This is a genomic window from Collinsella aerofaciens (assembly GCF_039758965.1).
Lineage (GTDB): Bacteria > Actinomycetota > Coriobacteriia > Coriobacteriales > Coriobacteriaceae > Collinsella > Collinsella aerofaciens_BR.
Genome location: NZ_JBDMSL010000023.1, coordinates 1 through 23,663, shown reverse-complemented (window position 1 = coordinate 23,663; position 23,663 = coordinate 1). Strand labels below are relative to the sequence as shown.

The window sequence follows — 23,663 nt, the reverse complement described above, 5'->3', positions numbered from 1 at the left end:
GCCTCACGGGAGATGCAGGGCCGCTTTGCATTGCGGTAAAGCTATCGGCTACGAACGGCGCGGCTCGGGAACCACGAGCCTATCGGGGCTCGCGCCCTCGGCATCCATCAGGCTCACGTAGCGAATCGACGGATCCCCATACATCGCGTAGTAATAATTGCCCGTGCGCGCGCTAAAGCATCCGGTGTAGATAGTCTTCTCGAACTTGCCATCGCCCATCCTGGACGCTCCCTCGATCATCACCACGCCCTCGAGCGAGCGGAACATGCGAACGACGTTTTCGGTCTCGCTCTCCTTTTGCGGGTAATTGGCATTGAGGTACGCCGCCTTTACAAAACGGCTCGGCGAATAGCAATCGCCCGGAATGCCGCGCATGCCGGCACCGGCTCCATAGGGCTTGAGCTCGGCACCACGCCATGTCGCCGTCTGCGGAAAATCGCTTGTGGCGGTGATATAGGTGCGCAGGTTTTCCATGTGCCACGGGAAGGTCGGCTGGTTGGCAAGGGTGTCGACCGGATCGTCGTATACATGCAGGCCGTCAGCCATCATCTCGACCACGATGCTGCGCTGGCTGTCGCCGATAATCCAATGGAGCAGCGACACGCCCAGCCCCTCTCCGGCAGATTTGGCGACAATCACCGTGTCGCGCAGCGCGGCCTCGACCTCATCGACCGTCGAGAACGTCGCTGCCACCCACAGGGGGAACTCATAGGCCGCGATATTGGTCTTGCCGTCGACAGGGCCCTCGGCATACTCGGCATAACCCGGGAAATTGAGACCCGCCACGGCGAGGCCCGCATCGTTGCCGCAATCGAAGAACATAGGGTAGTTCCTGTAATCGATGCACATACCGATCACCGCGTGCGCCGCTGTCGCGTCGTCGATAAACGAATACGGAATGTGAAACCCGCGCGGCATCACGCGAACCTGTTGGCCGTAGTCAAAGCTCCAGTCGAGGTTGCGGCCTAGATACATGTGGCCAGAATTATCGGTAAATCGAATGCTCGTACACATAGCGCCTCCTAGCTTTACGTTCCTGCTAAGGTTATTGTCACCAAACAAAAAGGCGCTAAACACAAAAGCCCGGACATGACAACAATGTCATGCCCGGACTATTCAAGCAGGATAAACTCAACCAAGTTAACCCCGCAGGTCGTCTAAGGGGTCAAAGTGCCGCAGATTGCCACGAAAGAGGAGCGAAGCGTACTTAAGGTACGCGAGCGACGATTGAGCGGCAAGGTGCGGTGCTTTGGTCCCCTTAGACCAACTTGCCGAGACAGTGGTCGATCATATGCTGGATCATTTGTGCCTCAAAGCCCGCGTAGTCGCGGCGGCACTCCTTCATCTTGCCGTCGACAATCTGGTCAAAGGCAACCTTGCACTTGATATAGCGCGTGGACTTGGTGACCTCCTCGTGCGTCAGGCAGCTCTCCTCCATCTTACTGGCGCCCAGGCCAAACACCAGACGGGGGTTGTAGAGCACATGGGGCTCGCCGGCGTCGTCCAGGTAGACGCAGACCTTCTTGGTGACGCCGATCTGGTTGGCGGCAAGGCAGCCGGCATCGTCGAGCGACTTGATGGTATCGATCAGGTCCTGTGCCACCGACTCGTCCTCGACGGTCGCGACCTCGCAACGCTGGGACAGAATAGCCTCGTTGCGGCAAAGCTCTTTAATCATACGTTCCTCCATAGGGGTCGTTGTAACCGCTTAAGTATACGGTACCCACACATTTTCATGCGAAAAATACCGTCCGTCTGCTACAAAGCGCCGAACATCAACATGCGAGGAGCAACAGCGTCGTAAAGGGGCTATAGTGGGTGAGTTCGTGTCAATCGGCCTAAACTCGGGGCCGAACAAGGAAAGGGTATGCATGGACGAACTATTTCACGTCAGCGAGCGCAAGTCCACAATCGGGACCGAACTTCGCGCTGGACTGACAACGTTCCTGGCAATGGCCTACATCATTGCCGTCAACCCCGCGGTGCTCTCGGGCGCCGGCATCGATGCGGGAGCGCTCGCCTGCGCCACCTGCCTGGGCGCCGGCATCATGACCATCTGCATGGGCATCTTCGCCAACCGCCCGCTCGCCTGCGCGTCGGGTTTAGGCGTCAACGCGATGATCGCTGGAATCACCACCACCGTCTGCGGCGGTGACTGGCACGTGGCCATGAGCGTCATCTTCCTTGAGGGCGTCGTCATCTTGCTGCTCGTGCTTTGTGGCCTGCGCGAGGCCATCATGGACGCCATCCCGGTTGTCCTGCGTCACGCCATCTCGGTGGGTCTGGGCCTGTTCATCGCCATGATTGGCCTGTGCGATGCCGGCATTATCACCGCTGGCGCCGGTACACTCGTCGGTCTGGGCGACATCACCTCCCCCACCTTCATCGTCGGCATCATCTCCATCTTGGTGACAGTCGCCCTCGCCTGCCGCAACGTCCCCGGCTCGCTGCTCATCGGCATCGTCGTCGCCGTCATCGCCGGTATCCCCCTAGGTGTGACCCAGGCTCCGACCGGTATCATCGCCCCGCTCGACTTCTCGAGCATCGGTGGCCCCATCGCCGACGCCGGCGGCATGCCCGCCATCGTCAAGGTCCTTACCGACCCCGCGCTCCTCGTCATCTCGTTCTCGCTGCTCATGAGTGACTTCTTCGACACCATGGGCACCGCGATGGCCGTGGCCAAGCAGGGCGAGTTCCTCACCGACGACGGCAACGTCGAGAATATCAAGGAGATCCTAATCGTCGACTCCGCCGCCGCCGCTGTGGGCGGTTTCATGGGTGTCTCCTCCATCACCACCTTCGTCGAGTCCACTTCCGGCGCCGCCGACGGTGGCCGCACGGGCCTCACCTCCGTCACCACCGGCGTGCTGTTCATTCTCGCCGCGTTCTTCTCCCCCATCGTCACCATCGTTTCCAGCGCCGCCACCTGCGGTGCTCTGGTCTACGTCGGCTACCTCATGATGAGCGAGGCCTCCGAGATCGACTGGTCCGACGTGTCTCAGGGTTTCCCGGCGTTCATGATTGTCGCCGGCGTGCCCTTCACCTACTCCATCTCTGCCGGCATTGGCCTGGGCTTTATCGCCTACGTGATCGTCGCGCTCTTTAAGGGCGAGGCCTCCAAGATCAAGCCGCTCATGTGGATCGCAGCCCTCGCCTTCCTCGTCTACTTCTTCGTAGCGTAGCGGCAAAGCTGCCAAAGCAGAACACCAAAGCGCGGAGTCGCATCGAGCGGCTCCGCGCTTTTCTTTTAAAGCCAGGCAACGCACGGACGCGCGATGTATTGCTTCCCGAATTTTGGACATTTTGCCCTCCAAACGGCACTACCGCCGGTTACATCCTGCAGATATGCTGGGCGTAATCGCATAGGCCCTATGAGGATGGAAGTAACCATGGCCGCCTTGTTCACGACCCCCAAGCGCAATGACAAAACCTCTGGAGCCCATTTTGTCGAGCCCGACGTGCGCCGTCGCACGCTGCTCGCACACGGCAGTTGGCGTCGCGTGACGCGCCGCATCGTTGTAGGCGCCGTATGCGCGCTTACGGTGAGCTCGCTGCTCATGCCGAGCGTCTCGCTCGCGGCCGAGTGGGTGGACGTCGGCGGTACCCAGTACAACGCCGGCACCGCGGCAGGCGACGAGGCCGGCACCTGGAGCTGGGACGGCGCCGACGATATGAAGCTCAACGGCTATGACGGCGGCGCGATCGAGGCAGCGGGCAAACTCAACGTGAGCTACGAGGGCAACAACACCGTCACTAACGACGACGGCCGCGGCATCAAGGTTAAGGATGGCGCGAACGAGAACGCCGAGCTTAATATTCAGGGCGACGCGTCCAGCACGCTCAACGTGACATCTTCTCGTGACGCCATCACTTCCGTCGGCAACATCAACATCGACGGCGCTGGCACTGTCAACGCCACGAGCACCGAGCACGATGCCATCGATGCCGGGGACGATGTCACCATCAAGGGCTCGGGAAACGTTAACGCCACGGGCGATTCGGATGGCATCAGGGCCGACGGCAACATCACGATCGACAACAGCGGAACCGTCACCGCCAAGGCCACCGAGGATCAGGGTATCGATGCTAACGAGAACCTCATCATAAAGGGCGGCGGCAAGGTAGAGGCAAGCTCTATCAAAGACAATGCGATTTGGGCCGACGGCAACATCGAGATCTCGGGTGGCAGCCAGGTCAAGGCAAGCTCCGAGGAAGACACCGCCATCGACGGTAAAAACAGCCTCACGGTCACGAACGCTTCCCTCAACGCAAGTGGCGTTGGGTATGGCATCTATGTCTACAAGGGCATCACGCTCGATGGCGCGACCGTGACGGTCCGCGCAAGCTCAGATGGCGGGGAAGTCAGCGCACTCTTCACCGATGAGGACGACATCGTCATCAAGAACGGCTCGACTGTGGATGCGCTCGCAGAAGGCAGGTTCTCGGTTGCAATCTCCACCAGTAATTTCTACTCCGACGAAGCGGGTGGCCATATCTACATCAGTGACTCCGTTGTCAAGGCCATAGCCCGCTATGCCGAGACCGGCGGCGACGGCCCCGATCACTACAGCAACGACCAAAGCGGCGCGGTCATTCCCGAGCATAGGGGCGTGAACATCGGCATCTTTGCCCGGACCAAGGAGGGCATCACGCCCGCGACCATCTCGATTGTCCGCAGTAAGGTCACAGCTGAGGGAGACACGGCGGCAATCTTCGCCCTTGCCATGAGCGCGGACGGCAAGGCGATTGGCACCATCGAAATCAAGGACGCCATCATCCAGACGCCTGCAGGCGGCAAAGTCATTGACTATCACAACAAGGAAGAGCTCAGCGACGGCATCTCCTACGAGGCAGGTCAAACCATCGGCACGGGTGACGCCACGATCGACTCCCCCTATGACGCCGCTGTCGCCAAGAGCACGGTCATCGTGCCTCCCGAGGAGATCAAACCCGAGGAAAAGCCCGGCGAGACCAAGCCCGAGGGTTCCAAGTCCGAGGGCACGAAGACGACCAAGGCCGTTGCAGTTGCAACCACGGGAGCCAAGACCACCGGCAAGCTCGCGGCAACCGGCGACGCCTCGAGCGCAACCATCGTGGCAGCCGCCCTTGCAGGAACAGCCGCCATCGCCGTAGGCGCCGTGGTGAGCCGTAAGCGCTCGTAAACACTTTTTCGCACGGGACGGGTAGATCGCGGCCCTTGCCTTCCTCGTCTACTTCTTCGTAGCGTAAGGGCAAGGCTGCAAAAGCTGAACAATAAAGCGCGGAGTCGCCATGCGGCCCCGCGCTTTTCTTTTAGCGCCGGTCCCTGCGCCGGCGTGCGGCCTATTTCTCCCCCATTTTGGCCATTTTGCCCTCCAAACGGCACTACCGCCGGCAACATCCAGCAGATACGCTGAATCTAGTCGTATAGGCCCTATGAGAACGGGAGCAACCATGGCAGCCTTGTTCACGACCCCCAAACGCAATGACACTACCGCCGGAACCCATGTTGCCGAACCCGACGTTCGCCGTCGCATAGGACTCGCGCACGGCAGCTGGCGCCGCGTGACGCGCCGCATCGTCGCGGGCGCCGTGTGCGCGCTCACGGTGAGCTCGCTGCTCATGCCGAGCGTCTCGCTCGCAGCGGAATGGGTCAAGGTCGGCGGCAACAAGTACAACACCGCGGCGAGCGACGAGGCCAGTACCTGGTCGTGGGACGGCGCCGACGACTTGAAGCTCAACAACTATAACAGCGGCGAGATCCAGGCCGCAGGCAAGCTCAACGTGAATTACTCGGGAACCAACATCGTCACTGCCGAATGGATCGAAAGCATCAACGTTTCTCATGGCACTAACGAGAATGCCGAGCTCAATATCCAAGGCGACGAGGGCGGCACGCTCAGCGTGACATCTACTGAGGACGCTATCCTCTCCACGGGTAATATCAACATCGACGGAGCCGGATCCGTCAACGCCACGAGCACTGGGTTTGATGCCATCAATGCCGGAGGTGATCTCGCTATCAAAGGTTCGGGCAACGTCAACGCCACGGGTGCATCGGATGGCATCAGGGCAAACGGCAATATCACGATTGACGACAGCGGAGCCGTCACCGCCAGGGCTACCAAGGACAAGGGTATTGGAGCCGACAAGAACCTCACCATCAAGGGTGGCGGGACGGTCGAGGCAAGCTCGGCCGATGGTGAGGCCCTTTGGAGCGGCGGCAATATCAACATCTCGGACGGCAGCCAGGTCAAGGCAAGCTCCGAGAAAGACGCTGCCGTCGAGGCCAAGGGCAGCCTCGCAGCCACAAACGCCTCCCTCAACGTAAACGGTGTTGAATATGGCGTCTATGCCCACAAGGGCATCACCCTCGATCATGCAAACGTGACGGTCCGTGCAAGTAAAGGCAGATACGGTGGCGCCAACGCCCTCTTCACCTACCAGGACGACATCGTCGTCAAGAACGGCTCCACCGTGGACGCGTTTGCGGAAGGCGAGGTTTCGGCTGCATTCTCCACCAGAAACGATCGACCCAACGAGAAGGGCGGCCACATCTACATCAGCGACTCCGTTGTCAAGGCCATAGCCCGCTATGTCGAGAACGGCGACGGCCCCATCCCCTACAGCGAAAACCAAGATGGCGAGACGAGGCGCGAACCCCAAGGCGAGAACATCGGCATCATCGCCCAGACCAGCGAGGGCGTCACACCCGCAGTCATCTCGATCATCCGCAGCAAGGTAACGGCCGAAGGAGATACAGCGGCAATCTTTGCCCGTGCCATGAGCGCTGACGGCAAGACAATCGGCACCATCAAGATTGAGAACGCCGCCATCCAGACGCCCGAAGGCGGCAAGGTCATTGACTATCGCAAGCTCCGTGACGGCATCTACGAGGCAGGCCAAGCCATCGGCACGGGCGACGCCACGGTCGACTCCCTCTATATCAAAGCAGTCGCCAAAAGTACGACCATCGCACCTCCCGAGGTAGCCAAGCCGGAAGACCCCAAGCCCGACGAGACCAAGCCCGCAGAAAGCAAGCCCGCGGAGTCCAAGCAGAACCCCAAGCCTGAGGGCTCAAAGCCGACCAAGGCCGTTGCGGCTTCAACCACGAAAGCCAAGACTACCGGCGTGCTCGCGGCAACCGGCGACACCTCGGGTGCGGCCATCGTGGCAACCGTCCTTGCGGGAACAGCCGCTATCGCCGCAGGCACCGTGGCGAGCCGTAAGCGTTCTTAGACGCCTCTGCGCACATGGCAGCTCCCGCGAAGGCCCCGAGCCCCAGCACCGTTTAACAACGCCACCGCCGAGCTCCCCTCCGGCGGTGGCGTTTTCCATATGCGTCCGCAGGGGATGCACGAGATTGTCTTTGGTCTAGCCCAACCGGCATACGCTGGCGTGCGACAATTGGGGCTGCCGATATCACAACACTGAGAGAAGCCCGTCATGGAAGCGCATCAAAAGCAGATAACCGTTTATTCGAATCATACGGAAAGCGCGCCTGTCATCTACCTTCCTGTGGTCGTGGGCGACGGCAGCGAGGTTTATAAGTGTTGCCGAGAGCTCGACTGTCCGCCATTCGCCCTCGTCACCATTGGCGGGCTCGATTGGAATCGCGAGCTGAGCCCCTGGGCATGCGACGGGACCGTACGCGATGTCGAGCCTTTCGGCGGCCAAGCTGCCGATTTTCTTGATGAGCTGCTGAATCAGATAATCCCCCAGGTCGAGTCGTCGCTTCCTCAGCCGCCCACCTGGCGCGGCATTGCCGGTTACTCGCTCGCGGGCCTCTTCGCACTCTGGTCCCTCTGGCAAACCGACGCCTTTGACCGCGCCGCGAGCGCATCGGGGTCGCTATGGTTTCCCGACTTTGTCGACCGTGCCAGCACGGCCCCTTTTGCCGGCAGCCCGCAAGCCGTCTACCTGTCACTCGGCAAAAAGGAAACCAAGACGCCCAACCGCATGATGCGGCATGTACTCGACGACACACGCGCGATGGAAGCGTTGCTCGTCGAGCGCGGCATTCCAACAACGCTGGAGCTCAACCCCGGCAATCACTTTGCCCAAACCGACTTACGCATGGCCCGCGGCATCCACTGGATACTGACACATTAAAAATGGTGCCCACACGCATATACGCATGGGCACCATATCTTGTTTTAGCTGAACGCAGCTGCTACTCAGCAGCCTCCTCAAGCTCGGAGACATCAAACTCAAAATCATTACCCGGCAGAATCGCGTTGAGCACGATACCCACCAGCGAGCCCACGGCAAGGCCGGAAAGCGAAATCGTCACGCCGCCCAGCTCCAGCACGATGGCACCGGCGGTGCTATAGGCAATGCCGAGCGATAGCACGAGTACCAGAGCGGCAACCAGCACGTTGCGGTTGTTCTGGAAATCGACCTGGTTCTCGATGAGGTTGCGAACACCCACGGCGCTGATCATGCCATAAAGCACAAGCGACACGCCGCCGATTACACACGCCGGCATGGCGGCAATCACGGCAGCGAACTTGGGGCAGAACGAAAGCACGATAGCGCAGCACGCGGCAATGCGAATCACGCGCGGGTCAAACACACGCGTCAGGGCAAGCACGCCGGTGTTCTCGCCATACGTGGTGTTGGCCGGAGCGCCAAAGAGCGAAGCCAGAATCGTGGCAAGACCATCACCGAGCAGCGTGCGGTGCAGGCCGGGGTCGGCGATGTAGTTACGCTCGCAAGTGGAGCCAATAGCCGAGATATCACCGATATGCTCGATCATGGTCGCAAAGGCCAGCGGCATGATGGTGATGATGGCCGTCGTGGCAAGACCGCTATCGAACTGCGGCCCAAAGAGTGCAAACACGGTGTTGTCCCACACGATGGGCAGACCGACCCACGGAGCGGCGGCAACGCCCGAGAAATCAACCTCGCCGAGCGCAGTCGCAACGGCATAGCTCACCGCAACGCCCAGCAGGATCGGCACGATCTTGACCATGCCGCGGCCCCAGATGTTGCAGATGACGATCACTGCCACGGCGATAACGGCGACGAACCAATTGGTCTGGCAGTTGGCAATGGCGGAGCTTGCCAGGATCAGACCGATGGAAATGACGATAGGGCCAGTCACCACCGGCGGGAAGAAGCGCATAACGCGCTTGGCGCCAAAGGCGCGGAACAGGGCCGCCAGCACCGGATAGAGCAGGCCGGCACAAGCTACGCCCAGACAGGCGTAAGGCAAAAGCTCGGTCTCGCCGTTGGGCGCGATTGCGGCATAACCGGCAATAAAGGCAAACGATGAGCCCAAAAATGCCGGCACCTTTCCGCGCGACAGGAAGTGGAACAGCAGCGTTCCCAAGCCGGCAAACAAAAGCGTCGCCGAAACCGAGAGACCGGTGAGCACGGGCACCAGCACCGTGGCGCCAAACATGGCAAACAGGTGCTGCAGACCGAGCAGGAACATGCGCGGGCGGCCAAGCGACGATGCATCGTAGATGGCATCGGTGACGGCGGGCGTCGAGGATTGGGACATGGATGTCCTTTCGAATGGAAGGGCGCTCGGGCATAGCGGATAACCTGCCCGAACGATACAATCCGAACCATTGTACGCGATACGCCACGTCTCGCACGCGCCGTCACCTGCAAACGGTAGCGTTACTTCCAAACGCGCTCGGCAATGCGCTTGACCAGCGCGATCTTCGCCCACTGCTCGTCCTCGGTCAGCTTGTTGCCAATCTCGCAACTGGCAAAGCCGCACTGGGGCGACAGGTACAGATTCTCGAGCGGCACATACTTTGTGGCCTCGTGGATACGTTCGACGATAACGTCTTCGTCCTCAAGCTCAGCCGCCTTTGTAGTGACCAGTCCCAGCACCACCTTCTTGCCGGGGGCAACGTACTTGAGCGGCTCAAAGCCGCCGGCGCGGGGTGTGTCGAACTCCAGATAGAACGCATCGACATTCTCATGTGCGAACAGGTACGGCGCGATGGGGTCGTAGCCGCCCTCAAAGGCATAGGTGGAATGGTAGTTGCCGCGGCACACGTGCGTGTTGATAACCAGATCGTCGGGCTTGCCCTCGAAGGCGGCGTTGTTGAGCGCCACGCCCAGCTCGCTTACCTTTTGCAGGTCGACCGGGCTCATGCCGGTCTTGGACACAAAGTCGGTATCGCAATAGATGCCCCAGGTGCAGTCATCAAACTGGATGTTGCGGCAGCCTGCTGCGTACAGGTCGGTGATCACCGTGCGATAAGCGGCCGCAATGGCGTCGGCAAGTTCCTCATCGGTCTTATAGACAGCGCGCAGGCTCTCCTGCTGGCCGTCGCAGCGATCGAGTGTGACCTCAGAGAACGTCTGGATCGGCGCCGGAATGGTCTGGCGTGCGACCTGGCCCTCCCCCTCAAGCGCCTTGACGAACTTAAAATGCTCGACGAACGGGTGGTTCTCGCCGCTAATGGGACCAGTAACCACGGCGGTGTCGGCCGTCGTCTCCTCGTCATGGAACATATAACCCGTGCGTGAGGTGCGGCGCTCAATGCCGTTAAGGCCCCACATAAAATCGAGGTGCCAGTAGCTGCGACGGAACTCGCCATCGGTGATCACCTGCAGGCCGGCGGCCTTCTGCTTGACCACCAAATCGCGAATGGCATCGTCCTCGACGGCCTTAAGGCCGGAAGCGTCGAGTTTACCCGCGACATAGGCGGCACGGGCGTCCTTTACAGCCTGCGGACGAAGAAAGCTGCCGACGATATCGGCGCGAAACGGCGCGTTCGGTTGAATCGAAATGCTCATAGATATCTCCCTTTGCATTGGTTGCTTTACTGGGACAGAGTATGAGCGCTCATATGACCATCGTAAAATATACGTTTATAACAGTTTGATATAGATGTTTCCTATATCAGTCTGGACTGTCATAAAGAGACTTGAACCGTGCGGAGCACAGCAGCCTAGATATGCTGACGAATCGCGTCGATATAGGCCCGACCGTAGCGCGTAAGCGTCGTGTTCTTGCGCGTGATGATGCCAATCTCCATGTACTCGTCCACGTCGAGCGGAATCGAGATAATGCCGGGGCCGTTGAGCTCGTGGCTGATCACGCCCGAGCATACCGTGTAGCCGTTGAGGCCCATGGCCAAATTGAACAACGTCGCACGGTCGCGCACGCGGATATTTTTGCGACGCTCGAACGTCGAGGTCAGCTCCTCGGAATAGTAAAACGAGTTGTAGCTGCCCTGCTCGTAGGACAGGAACGGGTAGTCTTCCAGATCCTCGAGCGTCACGCTGGAGCGGTCCGCCAGCGGATGGTCGGCGCAGACGAAGACATGCGGCGTGGCGCAGAAGAGTCCTTCGAACACGAGCTCGTTGGCCACCAGCATGCGCTCGATGACCTCGCGGTTGTGCTCGGACAGATATAGGATGCCCAGCTCGCTTTTCATGTGCGCGACATCCTCGATAATCTCGTGGGTTTGCTCCTCGCGCAGGGTAAAGTCGTAACGCGCGGCATCGAACTCACGAATCACGTCAACAAACGCGTTAACGGCAAAGGAATAATGCTGGCAGCTCACACTAAAGTGCGGCACCTGCTCGGATGCGCCCTTGTACTTGCCCTCGAGCAGGTCGGCCTGGTCGAGTACCTGGCGCGCATAGCCCAAGAAGGTCTCACCTTCCTCGGACACAACGACGCCCTTGTTAGTGCGCTCAAAGATGTGCACGCCCATCTCGTTTTCGAGATCGCGAATCGATGCGGTAATCGAAGGCTGCGACACAAAGAGCCGGCGCGAGGCCTCGGTGATGCTGCCGCATTCGGCAACTTTGACGACATATCTGAGCTGCTGGAGCTTCATGATGGCCTCCCTAGACGTCCGCGATACCCGAACCCACCGCATCCATCTGACGCATAAACGGCGGCATCTCCCCCGTCGCGGCGCAGGCGGCAATCTGATGCAGAGCCCCGGCAACCGCATCGTCTGCCGCAGCGCCGATATGCCAGCGCGCGGCAGCAGTGACGGCCTCGTTGGCATTGGCGACTGCAACGGAGTTGGGAACGGCACCGATCATGGGCAGATCGTTATCGGAATCGCCAAATACGGCCACCTCATCGGGCGTCAGGCCCAAGGCGCGCGCCAGCTCCAGCGCAGCGCAGCCCTTGTCCCAACCATCCGGAAGGATGTCGAACAGGCGCACTCGGTTGTTGGGAAACACAAGCGAAAGTTCCGGTACCTCAACGGCAACGCGCTCGCGTAGCTCCGCGAGCTCCTCACGCGAACGGGCACTCCAGATATTCGCCTTAAACACCGGCGCGCCATCGACAACAGGACGGCACGGGGCCTCTTCGCCTTTGAGCCACGCATTACCGCCCGACTCCATGGCGCGACGAACGCGCTCGGGATCGCTCGTCACGCAGTAGGCATCGTTATCCCAAAAGTCGTCACCCAGGCTGTAGACCTTCAGATACGTATCATCGGTCTCTTGCTCCAGATAGTCGGCCAAACGCATCAGAGCATCGTTGTCGATTGCACGCGAAGCGACTGCTTCGCCGTCGACAAACATCACCTGGCCGTTACAGAACGCACCGGTCGAAAAACACTCGGAACGGTTTTTGAACATCCAGCCCATCGCGGACGGCTGACGACCCGAAACCGGCCCAAAGTGCAGACCCGCCGCCTGCATGGCATGAATACCCTCAATGGCGTAGTCGCTGGCGCCGTCATGCCCGGCTGGAATCAGCGTATCGTCCATATCGGTCAGCACAAGTTTGATCATAGAGTCCCCCAGTCATTTTCACCGTATCCATTGTAACGGTGCGCTAGTATAGGGAACAACAGATTCGATGCGGGAGTGCCGGCGGTGCAAACCACAAGGCTGAGAGGGCATGGGGCCCAATCCTTTGAACCTGTCAGTTAATGCTGGCGTAGGGAGCATGCCGCCTTTACAGGGGCGCTGTCTATGCACAGCGCCCCTTTTCTATGCCAAGGAGGCATGTGCAGTGATTGATTCGGAACAGCTTAAGCAACATGTGATCAAGGCCGTGGAGGAGATTCGCGCCACCAATCCGATGGCCGGTTCCATCACCAACACGGTGACGATCGACTTTGTCGCCAACGCACAGCTCGCCGTGGGCGGATCGGCCGCCATGGTCTATCTGCCCGACGAGGGCGAGGCGCTCGTTGCCGGCGGCGGCGCCATCTATCTCAATATGGGCACGCTCTTCCCCATCTACGAGCAAACGATTCCCCGCGCGGCCAAGGCGGCACACGACGCCGGCAAGCCCTGGGTGCTCGATCCGGTGGGCCTGGGTATCGGTAGTCTGCGCACCCAGTTGGTAAACGAACTCAAGCAGTACAAGCCCGCCATCGTGCGCGGCAACGCCTCCGAGATCATCGCGCTCGCCGGCCTGTGGGGTCTTGAGGGCGAGGCGGCCGATCTGAGCCGCGTGCGCGGTGTCGATACCACCGACACGGTAGACGCTGCCCGCGATGCCGCCGTGGCGCTCGCCCGCTACACCGGCGGCGCCGTTGTGGTCTCGGGCGAAGTCGACCTGATTACCGACGGCACAACCGTGGCCAAGTCCCACGGCGGCAGCCCGCTCATGTCCAAGATTACCGGTTGCGGCTGCTCGCAGGGCGGCGTGCTGGCCGTGTATGCCTGCGCCGCCGACCCGTTTACGGCAGCCGTCTGCGGTACCGCCGTCTACAACGTCGCCGGCACGCGTGCCGCCGCTGTCGCCGATGCCCCGGCAAGCTTTAAGGTTGCCTTTATCGATGAGCTCTACCGCGCGACCGCCCAAGACATCGCCGATAACCGACTCGAGCTCGAGGAGGCATAGGCCATGTCCGAGCCCACAACCAATACCGGCATGAACACGCTCGTCGCCGTGGCCATCGCCCCGTGCGGCACCGGCGATGAGCTCTCCGCCGAGGTCGCCGAGGTCGTGCGCGTCATACGCGAGAGCGGCCTTCCCAACCGCACCACCTCGATGTTCACCGAGATCGAGGGCGACTGGGACGAGGTCATGCAGGTCGTGCGCGACGCAACCTTTGTGTTGGCGAGCAAGGGCATCCGCACCGAAGTCGTGCTCAAAGCCGATATCCGGCCCGGATTTACCGACACCATGACCGGCAAGCTCGAGCGCATGGAAGCACAGATCAAAAAGCAGGAGGAAGCACGATGAGCATCCGCGACAACCTTGATATCTCGGCCTATCTGGTACTCGGCCCCGAAAACACGCTCGGGCGCCCCGTGGGCGATGTGGTGGCCCAGGCGCTCGACGCCGGCTTTACCTGCATCCAGGTGCGCTCCAAGGTGGCAAGCGCCCGCGAGATCATTGCGCTGACCGGTGACGCCGCGCAGGCAATCGCTCAGGCCGGCAAGACCGGTCAGGTTGCCTTGCTCATCGACGACCGCCTTGACTGTGTGCTTGCCGCACGCGAGCAGGGTATTGCCGTCGACGGCGTGCACGTGGGCCAAAGCGATATTCCCGTCGAGGTCTGTCGCAAGTTGCTGGGCCCCGACGCCATCGTGGGCCTTTCGGCCCGTTGCGAGGAGATGCTCGAGTACGTCAAGACCGCCGACATGAGTCTGGTCGACTACCTGGGCATCGGCCCACTCCACGAGACCGAGACCAAGCGCGATTGCGGACGCGCGGCCGACGGCTCCATCATCACCAAAAGCTTTGAGGACCTAGCCGCACTCCACGCGGCAAGCCCCGTGCCCATCGTGGTGGGCGGCGGCGTCAAGACGGCCGACCTGCCGCAGCTTAAGGCCACCGGCGTCAACGGCTTCTTTGTGGTGAGCGCCGTCTGCAGCGCCGATGACCCCTACGCCGCGGCCAAGGAGCTTGTCGACACCTGGCAGCAGGCATAGCCATAAGCCGAGCAGCCGATTCGCAGCCTCACATCTTCAGCAATGGAAAGCGCATCCCAGTTTGGACCTCCATTCCGGGATGCGCTTTCCGCATGCGACCCTTACCCCGCCAGGTACGCTTCCAACGCCGGTAAGGTCACCTCTGCATCGTGGCGGCCGATCTGATAGATGCGCTCGAGCTCATCGGGCTCGCGGCATAGTGACGGCACCTTCACCGATTCGCTCGGCCGCACCACAAAGACCTCGCCGGCGGCCTCACGACGTGCCAGGTCATCGAGCGTGGCATTGTAGACCTCATGCCGATGCTCAAGCGCTGCGACAAACTCCGGGTAGTGACGGAACACGCGACGCAGCATGGGCATCACGCTGTTGGGCTGCTTTACAAAGCCCGCCGGCTGCGTGAGTACCACGATATTGCGGTCATACCCCTGCGCAAACAGCCATGCACTGGGAATAGAATCAGCCACGCCACCATCCAGATACTTATGCCCGTCAATAGCAACGGGACGCGTCGCCACGGGAATCGCCGATGACGCCCGAATCCACTCGATATCCCTCTCGTCGCCATAGGGCAGGTCGTGGTAGACGGCCTTGCCCGTCTCGATATCGGTGCACACGCACGTAAACCGCATGGGACAGGCGCGATACGCCTCCAAGTCAATGGGATCGCGCTCGATAGGCACCTCGTGATAGGCAAAATCGGCATTGAACATGTCGCCGGTCCGCAGCCAGCTTGCTACACCCGCATAGCGCTTGTCGGCACAATAGGCCTTGTTGTAGCGAATGGCGCGTCCGATCTGGCGCGATTTAAAGTTGTAGCCAAACGCCGCGCCCGCCGAGACACCCACCATATGGTCGCAGGTCAAACCGTGCTCCATCCAAACGTCGAGCACGCCCGCCGTATACATACCGCGGTAGCCGCCTCCCTCGAGCGCGAGCCCCACCGTGCGCGTCGTATCCGGCTGTGCCATGCGACCATCTCCGTTCCTGCGTTTAAAACCGGAACAAGTATACCCGTCAACATATACCACCCCAGTCGCATTTTTATCGGACATCGCATCGTCGCGCTACCGTTTGTCGAATAATAGCCGCCCACAGCATGTGCACCCATATATAATTCTGCACTGTTGTTTATACTACTCAGCAGTTATCAACAGCGAACATTAGCCGGTAAATTAACCCAACAACGCAGCGAGGCGGGGGCCTGGATACACGCAAAGCGCCGAACAACAACGCGTGTGCACAACGAGCTCGCCCGACGCAATTCGCCCGACCCCAGAAAGCCGCTTACGACATGGATACTGTCAGCAATTACACCGAAACGCTCGAAAAGACCTTTCGCGACCTTCTCGAGCGTCAGGATGATCTGATTAGGACCGCCTTCACCGACCAGCTTACCGGACTTGGCAACCGCGGCGGTTTTGCCCGTTCCCTCGAGGAGCTCTGGGAGCAGGACACCCCCGTTACCATGGCGTACATCGATATCGACAATCTCAAGCACTGCAACGACGTCTTTGGCCATGACGAGGGCAACCGCTATATTTTGCAGGTAAGCCTCTATCTCAAGCTGTATATGAGAGTGGACGAAGCGGCGTTTCGCATAGGCGGCGACGAGTTTGCCATCCTATCTACGATTGCGACCGAGGACGACCTCGCCGAACGTCTGGAACACTGCCGAACGGTCCTGCTCAAAAACAACGATTCCGAGATGCCTCACTCGTTTAGCTATGGAGTGTCGCATGCCGACCCCGCCCTGGGCGAAGCCCCCAATCGCATGACGCTCGATGCCGACCATCGCATGTACGACTACAAGTTACGTCATGCCATGCACCTTGATCGACGCAATATCACGCAAGTCCACGCCGACGACTTCGAAATTAGCGATCGCATTTTCGACGCCTTTTCGATGCTCAACGAGGGCCGCTATTTCTTTATCGAGAACTTGGACAAACATCGCACCCTTTGGTCACAAGGTGCCTTGCGCGATCTTGGCCTTCCCTCGGAGCACATAGACAACTGTCGCGATTACTGGAAAACGCGCGTGCATCCCGATGACCTTGAGGCCTACATCAACGACATCGACCAGGTCTATAACAGCACCAAGCACCGTCGCGTCATGCAGTATCGTGTGCGCAATGCCGTCGGCGACTACGTCCTCTGCCGTGCTCGCGGGTTTCGCATCGACGGCGACGAAAATGTCCCCTCGCTCTATGTCGGCGAGCTCGTCAACCACTCACTTGCCGAAACCGTCGACGCCGCGACAGGCCTCGGCACCCAGCGCATGTTGGTCAATGCCATCGACGCCTGCCGCCGCGATCGTTGCGAGACAGGGCTTATAGCGGTGCGCGTTCGTGGCACGACAAAGCTCAACGAGCTCTACGGAGCCGAGGCTGTCGACAACATGCTCGCCGAATACGCAGGCCGCATGCTGTCGATCACCCGCGGCAGGAGCAGGGTCTACCGTTCACGTAGCGTCCAGTTCGTCGTGCTCAGCAACGACCTGGACCACGAGGCATTCGAGCAACTGACCCACCACCTTAAAGAGGCCGTTTTCGCTCCTGTGCAAATCGCGGGCGACACCATTACTCCCGTCTGTCTTGTCGTCCCGGCCTTTTACGAACACTTAACCCATCAGGCGACCGCCGTTTTAGGCGAACTCGACCGTCGCCTTCGCACGGCCGGCGGGCTTGTTCCCAACGACAGCCTCCCCATACCCGAGGCTGAGCGCAAAAGCGCCATCGCCGAACGTATCGACTCGCTCACGGGCCTCTATCGACCCAGCGAGTTTATGCGGCGCGCCAACGCTTTTCTCGAGGCAAGGCGCGACGGCGCCTGGTGCATCGCCACGGTCGACATGGGCCACATGCGCCTGTTTAACGAATGGTATGGACAGGCCGAAGGCGACCGCCTGCTTGCCGATGTGGGCACGGTCCTCAAGGACATCGAGAATGCCGGCATGGGCGTCGCAGGGTACTGGGGCCAAGATGACTTTTGCGTACTCATTCCCTTTAGGCACATCACCGTCCATCAAATCTACAACCGCGTTCGCGAGGCAGTAGCCAGGCATGATGACGGCGTAGGTTTTTGGCCGTCCATGGGCGTTTACCCCATCGACTCCAATGAGGAAATCACCATCGATGCGCAGGCGAAGGCCACGTTTACCAATCAACGCGCAAAAAACGACTTTAAGGAGCGCATTGCCATTTTCTGCCCCGCGGAGTACGAGCGCGAAGTCGCGTTCCACCGCACGCTGGCCGAATTCCAGTACGCGCTCTCAGATGGTCGTATTACCTACCACTTGCAGCCACGGGTCGATATGGAAACCGGTGAGATTATTGGCGCCGAAGCACTCACCCGCTGGATTGACAAGGACGGCTCTCTCATTTCGCCCGCAACGTTTATCCCCGCACTCGAGGAAAGCGGCTTTGTAGTGACGCTCGACAAATATGTTTGGCAGGGCGTCGCCATGTGGCTCCGCGAGCGCCTCAATCGAGGACTTCGCGTGGTTCCGATCTCCCTCAATGTGTCGCGCGTAGACATTCTTGCCTGCGATGTCGCCGAGCATATGGGGTCGCTCGCCGCCCAGTACAACCTGCCGCCCGAACTCATGCACATCGAGATCACCGAGACCGCCTATACCGGAGAGTCCGAGGCCGTGGATAAGCTGACCGCGGATCTGCACACCCGTGGCTTCTCGACCTACATGGACGATTTTGGCACCGGCCAGTCCACGCTCGCGATGCTCAAGAACGTCAACGTCGACGTCATCAAGCTCGACCGCACCTTTGTGCCCACCGACCGCGATCAAGGCCGCAGCGCGCAGATCGTGTCATCGATGCTCGAGATGGCGCAGTCGCTCCATCTGCCCGTCGTGGTTGAAGGCGTCGAGACAAACGAGCAGGCAAACATGCTACGACAAATGGGCGCCCGCTACGCTCAGGGCTTCCTCTACTACCGTCCCATGCCGGCGAAGGATTTTGAGGCATTGCTCGATGGTGGCAATAACAACTGATACGCTCGCGCGCAAAACGCCACCGCCGAAGGGGGAATTTGCCTCCATTAGCTAACTTATATCCCCAATTCAACCCGAATTGGGGATATGATACAAACCATTGTTCCGCCCAAGGAGGTTATCCATCATGAACAAGTCGTACCGCATGGGCGAGCAATCGATTATTGTCTATCTTCAGCGACTTGCAAATGGCATCTCGACCGCCGAACTCGATGTTGCCGCGCTGCCTGCTGAGCTACGCGCCGTTGGCGAGCAACTGCAAAAGACGCATGCCATCCTGCAACAAGAGCGCCGGCTGCTTGAGCGCAACGCCTATATCGACCCGCTCACCAACTTGGGCAACCGCAACGGATTCGACCGTCACGTCGAGCAGCTCTGGCGCAAAGGCGACCCCTTCACCTGCGCCTATATTGACATCGACCATCTCAAGCATTGCAATGATAGGTTTGGCCACGCCGAAGGCAATCGCTATATTCTGAGCATCTGCCGCACGCTCTCCGAAACCATGGAGCACGATGAGATGCTGTTCCGTATCGGTGGAGACGAGTTTGTGCTCATCTCGCTCTCCGCAAACGAGACTGAACTCGAGCAGCGCTTGGAGCAGATACGCGCCGGGCTGGTCGAGGCGAGCTCAGGTGGCAAGGCGCCCATGATCGCCAGCTTTAGCTTTGGCTGCTCGCGCGTCGATCCACTTGCTGGCGACACGCGTCGCCAGATGACGATGGATGCCGATCGCAAGATGTATCGCTATAAGCTTATGCATCGTGTGCAGCAACCGAAAGACGATGACGCCCCGCAACGCCCAATCGTCGATCAGCTTCCCTGCAACGACCGCGTATTCCAAGCGATCTCCATGAGCTCCGAGACGCGCTATCCGTTTATCCTCAATCTCGATACGGGCGAATCGCAATGGTCGGTTAACGCCGTGCGCGATTTTGACCTGCCCTCCCAGCACCCTTTTAACTCACTCGACATGTGGCTCGCCCGCGTTCCTCCCGAGGACCGCGACAACGTACGCGCCGAGCTCGACATGGTGATACACGGCACATGGCACTTCCACTACATGCAGTATCGCGTAATGGACGCCACCGGAAAATACGTGCTTTGCGACTGCACGGGCTACCGCTTGGACGGCACCGATACCGAGCCCAGCATGTATGTGGGCATTATCGTCAACCGAAGCCTAGCGGATACGACCGACTCGGTAACGGGCCTGGGCGATGTCCACGCGCTGGTCAACGCCATTGGCGAAATGCGTCGCGTGGCGCGCGAGGCAGGCTTTATTGCCATTAAGGTCGACGATATCGCCGAGGTCAATGCCCGCTTTGGATTCGATGCAGGCGACCGTGTGCTCGCCGAAAGCGCCGCCTGCCTCATGGATTGTTCGCGCGGCAAGGGCCGCCTGTTCCGCTCGACGGGGCCAACGTTCGTGGCGCTTTTCGATGACTTTGATCCCGAAGAAACCGATGCGATTGCAGAGGAAATCGAGCGTTTCCTGGGTTCGCCCGTGCTTATCGGCTCGCTTGAATATCAGCCACCCATTCGTGTGGCGACGCTTCATCTGGACGCTGTCGATCGACAACCCGTTTCCATTTTGAACGAGCTCAAAGCGTTGCTTAAAGAGGCACCGCAAGTACCGGGCACCAAGCTGAACTAGCGTCGTGGGGCGCGATGTGAAACACAAGCCGTTTCACATCGCGCCCCACGCCATCTACCCTCTCGTGCGATAATCCTCTGCAGAAGTCACCAAAAGCAGAGGGAGTTTGTGATGAAGGTTCTTTTGGTCAATGGCAGCCCCAAGGCAAACGGCAACACCGCCCGCGCACTCGCCGAGGTCGCCGAGCAGCTCAATGCCGAAGGCATTGATACCGAGGCGTTTCAGCTGGGCGCCAAGCCCATTCGCGATTGCATCGGTTGCGGTCAGTGCGGCAAGCTTGGCGGACGCTGCACCTTTGACGACGACGTGGTGAACGAGCTGATCGCTGCCGCCGAGCAGGCCGACGGTTTTGTCTTTGGCTCGCCCGTCTACTACGCGCACCCCAGCGGACGCATCCTCTCGGCTCTCGACCGCGCATTCTATGCCGGAGGCAAAGCCTTTGCACACAAGCCGGGCGCTGCCGTCGCCGTCGCCCGTCGCGGCGGTACATCGACCACCTTCGATGTGCTCAACAAGTACTTCACCATCAACCAGATGCCCGTGGTTGCCTCAACGTACTGGAACAACGTGTTTGGCGCCATGCCGGGCGAGGCCGCCCAGGACGCTGAGGGCCTAGCCACCATGCGCAACATCGGCAAGAACATGGCCTGGCTCCTGCGCTGCATCGAGGCAGGACAGGCCGCCGGTATCAACGCACCCGAGGCAGATCGAGCAACGACCAACTTCATCAGGTAGAACGGCGGAACAAATACATGAACGTGCAGATTTTTGGCACCAAAAAGTCCTTCGATACCAAGAAAGCACAGCGCTTCTTCAAAGAGCGCCGCATTAAGGTGCAGTTTATCGACCTTAAGGAAAAGGAGATGAGCAAGGGCGAGCTCACGAGCGTGATGCAGGCGGTCGGCGGCATCGACAAGCTGCTCAACCCCAAAGCCAAGGACGAGGAGACACTCGCGCTCATCCAGCACCTCACCCCTAGCCAGCGCTTCGACAAGCTGCTCGAGAACCAGCAGGTTCTAGCCGAGCCCATCGTGCGCAACGGCAAGAAGGCCACCGTCGGTTATTGCCCCGATGTATGGGGAGCCTGGGAGTAGCTTGTGTTATTTGCCGGCGCGTGGGTATAAGAGCAGGCGTTTGGCATAAGATTCAACTGTAAGCCATGTCTAACAAAGGAGGGCACATGCCCAACAAACCCGTGAAGATCATCATGCTTACCGGATACCTCGGTGCCGGCAAGACCACGCTGCTCAACCACATCCTCGCTAACGACGGCGGCATCCGCGCCGCCGTGATCGTCAACGACATCGGCGAGATCAATGTCGACGCCAGCCTTATCGCCGACGGCGGCCTTTCCGAGACCGACGACCTCATCCCGCTCACCAACGGCTGCATCTGCTGCACGCTTTCGGACGACCTGGCCAACCAGCTGCAGGGCATCGCCGATTCGGGCAACTTCGACTACATCATCATCGAGGCATCGGGTATTTGCGAGCCTATCCCCATCGCCTACACCATCTCGAGCTTCTGCGACGAGGCCAAGGTGGGCGGCGAGCCCAAGCTCGCGCTCGACAACATCGTGGCCGTGGTCGACTGCGCCCGCATGTACGACGAGTTCAACGGCGGTCGCGACCTGCTGGCAAAGGATATCGACGAGGACGACATCGAGAGCCTGCTCATCCAGCAGATCGAGTTCTGCTCCACGCTGATTCTCAACAAGACCGATACCGTGAGCCCTGAGCAGATCGCCGAGCTCAAGGCCATCGTGCGCAGCCTGCAGAAAGATGCCGTGATCGTCGAGGCCCAAAACGGCGAGGTCCCCATGGAGGAGCTGCTCGACACCGACCGCTTCGACTTTATGCGCGCCTACAATTCCGCCGCCTGGATCGATGCCATGGAGCATCCCGAGGAGCACGATGACCCTGAGGTGCTCGAGTACGACATCGAGACCTTTGTTTACTCGCGCCGCAAGCCGTTTGACCTGCAGAAGTTCACCGATTTTGTTGAGCAGGAGTGGCCCGACGAGGTCATTCGCGTCAAGGGTCCGTTGTGGCAGACCGGCGATCCGGACATGTGCTACATGTTTGAGCAGGCTGGCCACCAGATGCGCCTGATGGAGAACGGCCTGTTTGTCGACTCGGCGCCCGAGGGCGAGAAGCAGAAGATCATCGACGAGAACCCCGAGATCATGCAGATTTGGGACGACGAGACGGGCGACCGCATGACGAGCCTGTGCATCATCGGCCGTCACATGGACAAGGATGCGCTCATCGCCTCCCTCGATGCCTGCCTGACCGACTGGCACCGCGCCTAGGTTTATCCAAGCGGGTTTTTCCGCTACGTAACCGCCAAACCACCACGAAGGTGCCTGTCCCCTTCGTGGTGGTTTTTCGTTCTGAGCCAAGGAGATTCATGTTCAACATTGTGCTGTATGCGCCCGAAATCCCGGCCAATACGGGCAATATCGGCCGTACCTGCGTGGTCACCGGCGCCCGTCTACATCTGGTGGAGCCACTGGGCTTTTCGCTCGACGACAAGACAGTACGTCGCGCCGGCCTGGGCTACTGGCAAAACTTGGACGTGACCACCTATGCCGGCTGGGAGGATTTCCTTGCACGCAATGGTCTCTCCCCTGCCGACGAACGCCTGCATCTGCTGACCAAAAAGGCACGCCGCACCTATGCGCAGAGTGCCTACCGCGATGGCGACTACTTGGTCTTTGGCAGCGAGAGCTCGGGCATTCCCGAGCCACTGCTTGCCGCGGCGCCCGAGCGTTGCGAGCGCATCCCGATGCTGCGCGATTGCGACTCACTCGATAACGCCGAAGCTTGGGAAGCTCACGAGGAATCGCTGGGGCATACCGAGGACAGCCACGAGGCCATCCTCCAGCAGGATATCTGCGGCAACTTCATCAATCCGGACGACTACCGCATCAGCGCACTCAACCTCTCCAACAGCGCCGCCATCGTCCTCTACGAAGCCCTGCGCCAAACAGGCTTTGCCGGCATGTAAAACCTGCCATTAGGGGACGGGGTAGAAATGGTAGACTTTCAAACTCTCTAGTCCTCGACAAAATGGTTTTGACATCAAATGCGGCAAAGGGACATGTTAGCGCCGGGCGATTTTAGCCGCTAATAGTCAAACGATTTTGACCAATCCCGGTCACCGAATAATGGCCACCGT

At 59.9% G+C, this 23,663-nt stretch carries 20 protein-coding genes and 1 riboswitch; of the genes, 13 read left to right on the top strand and 7 right to left on the bottom strand.

What is annotated here, in order from left to right; all coding sequences use genetic code 11:
• Window positions 1-48 precede the first annotated feature (48 nt).
• Together bsh and ABHU32_RS08170 are read right to left on the bottom strand one after the other, a co-directional pair.
• Window positions 49-1,014, bottom strand: a complete 966-nt coding sequence (bsh, locus tag ABHU32_RS08175; protein WP_195240203.1) for a choloylglycine hydrolase — start codon at window positions 1,012-1,014, stop codon at window positions 49-51.
• A 244-nt stretch (window positions 1,015-1,258) separates the two neighbouring features.
• The gene (locus tag ABHU32_RS08170) at window positions 1,259-1,678 is read right to left on the bottom strand and encodes a peptide deformylase (protein ID WP_346979597.1); all 420 of its coding nucleotides are present in this window, start codon (window positions 1,676-1,678) and stop codon (window positions 1,259-1,261) included.
• Between the two features lie 193 nt (window positions 1,679-1,871).
• Between ABHU32_RS08170 and ABHU32_RS08165 the strand changes: the two genes are divergently transcribed.
• The 4 genes from ABHU32_RS08165 (at window position 1,872) to ABHU32_RS08150 (ending at window position 8,091) form a co-directional block, all read left to right on the top strand.
• Complete coding sequence (locus tag ABHU32_RS08165) at window positions 1,872-3,182, top strand: NCS2 family permease (RefSeq protein ID WP_346979596.1); 1,311 nt, start codon at window positions 1,872-1,874, stop codon at window positions 3,180-3,182.
• Between the two features lie 207 nt (window positions 3,183-3,389).
• On the top strand, window positions 3,390-5,162 hold the full coding sequence (locus tag ABHU32_RS08160) for a carbohydrate-binding domain-containing protein (protein ID WP_346979595.1): 1,773 nt from the start codon (window positions 3,390-3,392) through the stop codon (window positions 5,160-5,162).
• Window positions 5,163-5,433: 271 nt separating this feature from the next.
• On the top strand, window positions 5,434-7,218 hold the full coding sequence (locus tag ABHU32_RS08155) for a hypothetical protein (RefSeq protein ID WP_346979594.1): 1,785 nt from the start codon (window positions 5,434-5,436) through the stop codon (window positions 7,216-7,218).
• A gap of 207 nt (window positions 7,219-7,425) precedes the next feature.
• Window positions 7,426-8,091, top strand: coding sequence for an alpha/beta hydrolase (locus tag ABHU32_RS08150; protein WP_346979593.1), 666 nt, complete (start codon window positions 7,426-7,428; stop codon window positions 8,089-8,091).
• A gap of 61 nt (window positions 8,092-8,152) precedes the next feature.
• Here ABHU32_RS08150 and ABHU32_RS08145 read toward each other — a convergent pair whose 3' ends face one another.
• From ABHU32_RS08145 to ABHU32_RS08130, 4 genes are all read right to left on the bottom strand, one after another.
• Window positions 8,153-9,487 (bottom strand): uracil-xanthine permease family protein, encoded by a 1,335-nt coding sequence (locus ABHU32_RS08145; protein ID WP_346979592.1) that lies wholly within the window; start codon window positions 9,485-9,487, stop codon window positions 8,153-8,155.
• A gap of 122 nt (window positions 9,488-9,609) precedes the next feature.
• Window positions 9,610-10,743, bottom strand: a complete 1,134-nt coding sequence (locus ABHU32_RS08140; RefSeq protein WP_346979591.1) for a 5-methyltetrahydropteroyltriglutamate--homocysteine S-methyltransferase — start codon at window positions 10,741-10,743, stop codon at window positions 9,610-9,612.
• Window positions 10,744-10,898: 155 nt separating this feature from the next.
• Window positions 10,899-11,795, bottom strand: coding sequence for a LysR family transcriptional regulator (locus tag ABHU32_RS08135; RefSeq protein ID WP_346979590.1), 897 nt, complete (start codon window positions 11,793-11,795; stop codon window positions 10,899-10,901).
• A 10-nt stretch (window positions 11,796-11,805) separates the two neighbouring features.
• Window positions 11,806-12,714 carry an HAD-IIB family hydrolase gene (locus tag ABHU32_RS08130; protein ID WP_346979589.1) on the bottom strand — a complete coding sequence of 303 codons (909 nt, stop codon included), beginning with the start codon at window positions 12,712-12,714 and terminating at the stop codon, window positions 11,806-11,808.
• A 61-nt stretch (window positions 12,715-12,775) separates the two neighbouring features.
• Window positions 12,776-12,886: riboswitch (TPP riboswitch) on the top strand.
• 51 nt (window positions 12,887-12,937) lie between these two features.
• Here ABHU32_RS08130 and thiM point away from each other — a divergent pair.
• Genes thiM through ABHU32_RS08115 form a run of 3 tightly spaced genes read left to right on the top strand, consistent with a single transcriptional unit; the run spans window position 12,938 to window position 14,814 of the window.
• Window positions 12,938-13,777 carry a hydroxyethylthiazole kinase gene (gene thiM, locus ABHU32_RS08125; RefSeq protein ID WP_346979588.1) on the top strand — a complete coding sequence of 280 codons (840 nt, stop codon included), beginning with the start codon at window positions 12,938-12,940 and terminating at the stop codon, window positions 13,775-13,777.
• Window positions 13,778-13,780: 3 nt separating this feature from the next.
• On the top strand, window positions 13,781-14,122 hold the full coding sequence (locus tag ABHU32_RS08120; protein ID WP_260699032.1) for a thiamine-binding protein: 342 nt from the start codon (window positions 13,781-13,783) through the stop codon (window positions 14,120-14,122).
• On the top strand, window positions 14,119-14,814 hold the full coding sequence (locus tag ABHU32_RS08115) for a thiamine phosphate synthase (RefSeq protein ID WP_195544247.1): 696 nt from the start codon (window positions 14,119-14,121) through the stop codon (window positions 14,812-14,814). Before ABHU32_RS08120 ends, ABHU32_RS08115 begins: the two co-directional genes overlap by 4 nt.
• 101 nt (window positions 14,815-14,915) lie before the next feature.
• On the opposite strand, the gene ABHU32_RS08110 is transcribed toward ABHU32_RS08115, so the two are convergent.
• Window positions 14,916-15,785, bottom strand: a complete 870-nt coding sequence (locus tag ABHU32_RS08110) for a patatin-like phospholipase family protein (RefSeq protein ID WP_346979587.1) — start codon at window positions 15,783-15,785, stop codon at window positions 14,916-14,918.
• 323 nt (window positions 15,786-16,108) lie between these two features.
• Between ABHU32_RS08110 and ABHU32_RS08105 the strand changes: the two genes are divergently transcribed.
• From ABHU32_RS08105 to ABHU32_RS08080, 6 genes are all read left to right on the top strand, one after another.
• Window positions 16,109-18,826, top strand: coding sequence for a bifunctional diguanylate cyclase/phosphodiesterase (locus tag ABHU32_RS08105; protein ID WP_346979586.1), 2,718 nt, complete (start codon window positions 16,109-16,111; stop codon window positions 18,824-18,826).
• 127 nt (window positions 18,827-18,953) lie between these two features.
• On the top strand, window positions 18,954-20,483 hold the full coding sequence (locus ABHU32_RS08100) for a diguanylate cyclase domain-containing protein (protein WP_346979585.1): 1,530 nt from the start codon (window positions 18,954-18,956) through the stop codon (window positions 20,481-20,483).
• 111 nt (window positions 20,484-20,594) lie between these two features.
• Window positions 20,595-21,218 (top strand): flavodoxin family protein, encoded by a 624-nt coding sequence (locus ABHU32_RS08095; protein WP_346979607.1) that lies wholly within the window; start codon window positions 20,595-20,597, stop codon window positions 21,216-21,218.
• A gap of 17 nt (window positions 21,219-21,235) precedes the next feature.
• Window positions 21,236-21,577, top strand: a complete 342-nt coding sequence (locus ABHU32_RS08090) for an arsenate reductase family protein (protein WP_006234522.1) — start codon at window positions 21,236-21,238, stop codon at window positions 21,575-21,577.
• A gap of 86 nt (window positions 21,578-21,663) precedes the next feature.
• Window positions 21,664-22,794 carry a CobW family GTP-binding protein gene (locus ABHU32_RS08085; protein ID WP_346979584.1) on the top strand — a complete coding sequence of 377 codons (1,131 nt, stop codon included), beginning with the start codon at window positions 21,664-21,666 and terminating at the stop codon, window positions 22,792-22,794.
• 98 nt (window positions 22,795-22,892) lie between these two features.
• On the top strand, window positions 22,893-23,492 hold the full coding sequence (locus ABHU32_RS08080; RefSeq protein WP_346979583.1) for a tRNA (cytidine(34)-2'-O)-methyltransferase: 600 nt from the start codon (window positions 22,893-22,895) through the stop codon (window positions 23,490-23,492).
• Window positions 23,493-23,663 lie beyond the last annotated feature (171 nt).

Excerpts from the sequence above, each read along its gene's own strand:
- bsh (WP_195240203.1), bottom strand. The coding sequence starts at position 1,014 with ATGTGTACGAGCATTCGATTTACCGATAATTCTGGCCACATGTATCTA.
- ABHU32_RS08170 (WP_346979597.1), bottom strand. The coding sequence starts at position 1,678 with ATGATTAAAGAGCTTTGCCGCAACGAGGCTATTCTGTCCCAGCGTTGC.
- ABHU32_RS08165 (WP_346979596.1), top strand. The coding sequence starts at position 1,872 with ATGGACGAACTATTTCACGTCAGCGAGCGCAAGTCCACAATCGGGACC.
- ABHU32_RS08160 (WP_346979595.1), top strand. The coding sequence starts at position 3,390 with ATGGCCGCCTTGTTCACGACCCCCAAGCGCAATGACAAAACCTCTGGA.
- ABHU32_RS08155 (WP_346979594.1), top strand. The coding sequence starts at position 5,434 with ATGGCAGCCTTGTTCACGACCCCCAAACGCAATGACACTACCGCCGGA.
- ABHU32_RS08150 (WP_346979593.1), top strand. The coding sequence starts at position 7,426 with ATGGAAGCGCATCAAAAGCAGATAACCGTTTATTCGAATCATACGGAA.
- ABHU32_RS08145 (WP_346979592.1), bottom strand. The coding sequence starts at position 9,487 with ATGTCCCAATCCTCGACGCCCGCCGTCACCGATGCCATCTACGATGCA.
- ABHU32_RS08140 (WP_346979591.1), bottom strand. The coding sequence starts at position 10,743 with ATGAGCATTTCGATTCAACCGAACGCGCCGTTTCGCGCCGATATCGTC.
- ABHU32_RS08135 (WP_346979590.1), bottom strand. The coding sequence starts at position 11,795 with ATGAAGCTCCAGCAGCTCAGATATGTCGTCAAAGTTGCCGAATGCGGC.
- ABHU32_RS08130 (WP_346979589.1), bottom strand. The coding sequence starts at position 12,714 with ATGATCAAACTTGTGCTGACCGATATGGACGATACGCTGATTCCAGCC.
- ABHU32_RS08120 (WP_260699032.1), top strand. The coding sequence starts at position 13,781 with ATGTCCGAGCCCACAACCAATACCGGCATGAACACGCTCGTCGCCGTG.
- ABHU32_RS08115 (WP_195544247.1), top strand. The coding sequence starts at position 14,119 with ATGAGCATCCGCGACAACCTTGATATCTCGGCCTATCTGGTACTCGGC.
- ABHU32_RS08110 (WP_346979587.1), bottom strand. The coding sequence starts at position 15,785 with ATGGCACAGCCGGATACGACGCGCACGGTGGGGCTCGCGCTCGAGGGA.
- ABHU32_RS08105 (WP_346979586.1), top strand. The coding sequence starts at position 16,109 with ATGGATACTGTCAGCAATTACACCGAAACGCTCGAAAAGACCTTTCGC.
- ABHU32_RS08100 (WP_346979585.1), top strand. The coding sequence starts at position 18,954 with ATGAACAAGTCGTACCGCATGGGCGAGCAATCGATTATTGTCTATCTT.
- ABHU32_RS08095 (WP_346979607.1), top strand. The coding sequence starts at position 20,595 with ATGAAGGTTCTTTTGGTCAATGGCAGCCCCAAGGCAAACGGCAACACC.
- ABHU32_RS08090 (WP_006234522.1), top strand. The coding sequence starts at position 21,236 with ATGAACGTGCAGATTTTTGGCACCAAAAAGTCCTTCGATACCAAGAAA.
- ABHU32_RS08085 (WP_346979584.1), top strand. The coding sequence starts at position 21,664 with ATGCCCAACAAACCCGTGAAGATCATCATGCTTACCGGATACCTCGGT.
- ABHU32_RS08080 (WP_346979583.1), top strand. The coding sequence starts at position 22,893 with ATGTTCAACATTGTGCTGTATGCGCCCGAAATCCCGGCCAATACGGGC.